4 protein-coding genes are annotated in these 4,100 nt (G+C 71.4%); 2 read left to right on the top strand and 2 right to left on the bottom strand.

Annotated features, from left to right (window positions below):
- Positions 1–70 precede the first annotated feature (70 nt).
- Positions 71–661, bottom strand: a complete 591-nt coding sequence (locus tag AB8Z36_RS34530; protein ID WP_369217335.1) for an N-acetylmuramoyl-L-alanine amidase — start codon at positions 659–661, stop codon at positions 71–73.
- 138 nt (positions 662–799) lie between these two features.
- Positions 800–1,036, bottom strand: a complete 237-nt coding sequence (locus AB8Z36_RS34525; protein ID WP_369217334.1) for a hypothetical protein — start codon at positions 1,034–1,036, stop codon at positions 800–802.
- Between the two features lie 279 nt (positions 1,037–1,315).
- Between AB8Z36_RS34525 and AB8Z36_RS34520 the strand changes: the two genes are divergently transcribed.
- Together AB8Z36_RS34520 and AB8Z36_RS34515 are read left to right on the top strand one after the other, a co-directional pair.
- The gene (locus AB8Z36_RS34520) at positions 1,316–2,722 is read left to right on the top strand and encodes a family 2B encapsulin nanocompartment shell protein (protein ID WP_369217333.1); all 1,407 of its coding nucleotides are present in this window, start codon (positions 1,316–1,318) and stop codon (positions 2,720–2,722) included.
- A gap of 102 nt (positions 2,723–2,824) precedes the next feature.
- A complete protein-coding gene (locus tag AB8Z36_RS34515) occupies positions 2,825–3,916 on the top strand; it encodes a family 2 encapsulin nanocompartment cargo protein polyprenyl transferase (protein ID WP_369217332.1) in 1,092 nt (363 codons plus the stop codon).
- The last annotated feature ends 184 nt before the right edge of the window (positions 3,917–4,100 follow it).

Genomic DNA, 4,100 nt, shown 5'->3' with positions numbered 1-4,100 from the left:
GGACGCACCCCGCCATTGTCCCCCGCGGCACCGCGCGCGGCAGGGGGCGGCCCACTCGCGGCCCGCCCGCCTACTTGAGGCGCTCCTCGATGCGGTCGCGCATGGAGTCCATGCTGAAGCCGCGCGGGTCCACCTTGCCCGGCTGCCACTCCAGGTGGCCGATCACCGAGCGCTCGGTCCAGCCGTGGTGGCGGCAGATCGCCGCCGAGACCCTCTCGATGGCCTCGAACTGCTCCTCGGTCCAGGGGTCCTCGCCGTCGCCGAGGTTCTCGCACTCGAAGCCGTAGAAGTGGCGGTTGCCGTCGGTGTTCGCCTCGTTGTCCGGGGGCAGGCGTTTCTCGGCGATGACTGCCCGCAGGACGTCGTCGTCGCCGAGTCCCGCGTGGTTGGCGCGGCCGTATCCCACGAGGTGGACGCGGCCGTCCTTGGTGATCACGCCGTGGCAGAGCGGACCAGGCAGCGAGGCGTACCCGTCGCGGCAGATCTCGACCGTGCGCTCGCTGCCCCTGGTCACGGTGTGGTGGATGACGACGCCGTGCACGGGCCCCCAGGGGCCCTTGTGATTGCGGTTGTGGTGCTCCCAGTCGCCTACTTCGACGACGGTGACGCCTTCGTCTCGAAGGATGTCCAGAAAGCGACCCGCGGACATGGGTGGGGCCATGACCGCCTCCTTTGCGGGGCGCGACGGCCGCCTGTCGCGACCGCCTCATATGCCCTGCTTGTACCGGAGAATGGGAGCCCGGACCAGCCGTTCGGACACGATCCGTGGCTTGTTCGGGCACCGTGCGAGCCGATCCGGTCAGTTGCCGCGCAGGAAGGCGTCGCCGTTCGCCGCGATGTGGGACTCCACCGCCTGGAGTGCCTGCGCCGTGGCCTCGGGGGAACCCGAGCCCCTGCGCTCCGCGTAGTACGCCGCGCCGAGCTTTCTCAGGAGCGCGTCGCCCGCACGCTTCTCCTGGACCTCGTCGATCTTCTGCTTGCCCTGAGTGAGGCCGCGCTGCGCCTGCTCCTTGGCGCGATCCAGGAAGCCCGCCATTGCTGTCTCCTGCCGGTCGGTGTGAAAAGTGTGAAAAGTGTGAAAGGTGTGGAAGGGGTCGAAGGGGTGAAGGGTGTGAATGCCTCGCATGTGGTTCAACGGGCGCCCCCGCCGCCGAGTTCCCGTACGCCCCCCGACTGGTCCGAACGGGTGGAATCGCCCCTCCTGCCCCGCCGAAGCGTGATCCATTCCCGCTCTTTTGTGTAATGGCGCCGCCACGCAGCGTGCTGGAAGGGTGTTCTGCGCATATCACCGCAGGTACTCGGGAGGGCGTAGCCAATGTCGGTAGGCGAAGAGATCCGCGCTGAGTCGGACAAGCCGCAGCAGAGTCTCGGCACATCGGCCGCACGGAATCTGGCCACCACCACCAAGTCGGCCCCGCAGATGCAGGAGATCAGCTCGCGCTGGCTGCTGCGGATGCTGCCGTGGGTGCAGGTGCAGGGCGGCACGTACCGGGTGAACCGCAGGCTGAGCTACTCGGTCGGGGACGGCAGGGTGACCTTCGTGAAGACGGGCGACCAGGTCCAGGTCATCCCCGCCGAACTGGGCGAGCTGCCGGCGCTGCGGGACTTCGACGACCAGGAGGTGCTCGGCGAGCTCGCCTCCCGCTGCCGCCAGCGGGAGTACGCCGCGGGCGAGGTCCTGACCTCCTTCGGCAGCCCGTCGGGCGAGGTCTTCCTGCTCGCGCACGGCCGGGTCGAGAAGGTCGGCACCGGTCCCTACGGCGACGACACCGTGCTCGGAACGCTCGCCGACGGCTCCTACTTCGGGGAGCAGGCGCTCCTGGACCCGGAGGCCATCTGGGAGTACACCGCGCGCGCGGCCACCGCCTGCACGGTGCTCATCCTGCCGCGCCAGGACCTCGAACAGGTCGCCGAGCGCAGCGAGGCCCTGAGCGGCCACCTCCAGCGGCTGCGCTCCATCCCGGCCCAGCGCACCAACAACTTCGGCGAGGCGCCCATCGACCTCTCCGCGGGCCATGTCGGCGAGGCCGTCCTGCCGGGCACCTTCGTGGACTACGAAACGGCGCCGCGCGAGTACGAACTGAGCGTCGCGCAAACGGTTTTGCGCATCCACACGCGCGTGGCCGACCTCTACAACCAGCCGATGAACCAGACGGAGCAGCAGTTGCGGCTCACCGTCGAGGCGCTCAAGGAGCGCCAGGAGCACGAGCTGATCAACAACCGTGAGTTCGGCCTCCTGAACAACTGCGAGTACGACCAGCGCGTCCAGCCGCACGACGGCGTGCCGAGCCCCGACGACCTGGACGAACTGCTCAGCCGCAGGCGCGGTTCCAAGCTGTTCCTCGCCCACCCGCGCGCGATCGCCGCGTTCGGCCGCGAGCTCAACAAGCGCGGACTCGTCCCCGAGACCATCGACATGGCCGGGAACAGGATTCCGACCTGGCGCGGTGTGCCGATCTTCCCGTGCAACAAGATCCCGGTCACCGAGGCCCGTACGACGTCCATCATCTGCATGCGTACGGGCGAGGAGGAGCAGGGCGTCATCGGACTGCGCCAGAGCGGCATCCCCGACGAGATCGAGCCCAGCCTGTCCGTGCGGTTCATGGGCATCAGCGAGCAGGCGATCATCTCGTACCTGGTGTCGACGTACTACTCCGCGGCCGTGCTCGTCCCCGACGCGCTGGGCGTCCTGGAGAACGTCGAGATCGGCCGCTGGCAGTGAGCCCCGGGCCGTGTCCGTGGCCGCGACGCGGGGTACACCCCTTCCGTACGCGCCCACAGGCCGAGGACCCGCCACCGTCCACATCCTTCCCGGGGTGAGTCCATGACGGACACGACGACGGACACGGCGGGCGCGGCGGTCCCGGCGCAGGGGCCGGGCGAGGGGCCGGGTGAGGGGCAGGAGGCCGCGGATATCCTCGCCGCGGCGCGGGCCCACGTCGACCCGGAGCTGCGCGCGGCGGTCGACTCGCTGCCCGGAGCCATGCGCAGGGTCGCGCGCTACCACCTGGGGTACGAGCACGCCGACGGCACACCGGCCACGGGCAACGGAGGCAAGGCCATCAGGCCCGCCCTCGTGCTCGCCGCGGTGCGGGCGCTCGGCGGCGAGGAGAAGACGGCGTTCCGGGCCGCCGCGGCCGTGGAGCTGACCCACAACTTCACGCTCCTGCACGACGACGTGATGGACCGCGACACTACGCGCAGGCACCGGCCCACCGCCTGGACCGTGTTCGGCGACGCCGCCGCGATCCTCACCGGCGACGCCATGCAGGCCCTGGCGCAGCGGATGTTCGCCGACGACCCCCACCCGGCCGCGCGGGAGGCCGCCATCCGGCTCGCCCTGTGCGTCGAGGAGCTCTGCGAGGGGCAGTTCATGGACTGCTCCCTGGAGAGCCGCGCCCCGGACCAGGTCACGCTCGACGAGACCCTGGTGATGGCCGAGGCCAAGACCGGTGCGCTGCTCGGCTGCGCCTGCGCCATCGGAGGGCTGTACGCGGGCGCGGGKCGSGAGGARGCGGACGCGCTCGACGGCTTCGGCCGCCAGGCGGGGCTCGCCTTCCAGCTCATCGACGACGTCATCGGCATCTGGGGCGATCCGGGGCGTACGGGCAAGCCGGCGGGCGCCGACCTCACGGCCCGCAAGAAGTCCCTGCCGGTGGTCGCCGCGCTCACCTCGGGCACCCCGGCGGCGGCGGAGCTCGCCGAGCTGTACGGCGGCCCGCCGGGCGCGGACGACGACGAGCCCGCGCGCACGGCGGGCGCGGTGGAGCGCGCGGGCGGCCGTGACTGGGCGCAGGCGCACGCGGCCGACCGGATGTCGCGCGCCATAGGGCTGCTCGCGAGGGCGGTCCCCGACCCGGAGTCGGCGGGCGGCCTGCTCGCCCTCGCGGAGTTCGTGACCCGGCGCACGCACTGAGGACGTACGTACCGGGGACACACCCTGAGAAGGGCGCGAAAGGGCCCCGTATGCGCCGGAGTTCGGTGGCTGCGGGGCCCTCGCCCTGCCCCCGGGACGATCACTTAGGCTGCAACCGGCGGGCTCCCGGGCGCGGTGGTGCGCGGTGCGGCGCGCCGTTCGTTGCGGACGATCGGGGAGGCGC

Origin of the sequence: Streptomyces flavofungini, assembly GCF_041028215.1 — a bacterium.
Lineage (GTDB): Bacteria > Actinomycetota > Actinomycetes > Streptomycetales > Streptomycetaceae > Streptomyces > Streptomyces flavofungini_B.
The sequence above is the reverse complement of the archived record's forward strand: the minus strand, read 5'-3'. Positions and strand labels throughout refer to the sequence as shown.

What these genes read in the sequence shown, in the direction of transcription:
- AB8Z36_RS34530 (WP_369217335.1), bottom strand. Translation starts at nt 661, where the DNA reads ATGGCCCCACCCATGTCCGCGGGTCGCTTTCTGGACATCCTTCGAGAC.
- AB8Z36_RS34525 (WP_369217334.1), bottom strand. Translation starts at nt 1,036, where the DNA reads ATGGCGGGCTTCCTGGATCGCGCCAAGGAGCAGGCGCAGCGCGGCCTC.
- AB8Z36_RS34520 (WP_369217333.1), top strand. Translation starts at nt 1,316, where the DNA reads ATGTCGGTAGGCGAAGAGATCCGCGCTGAGTCGGACAAGCCGCAGCAG.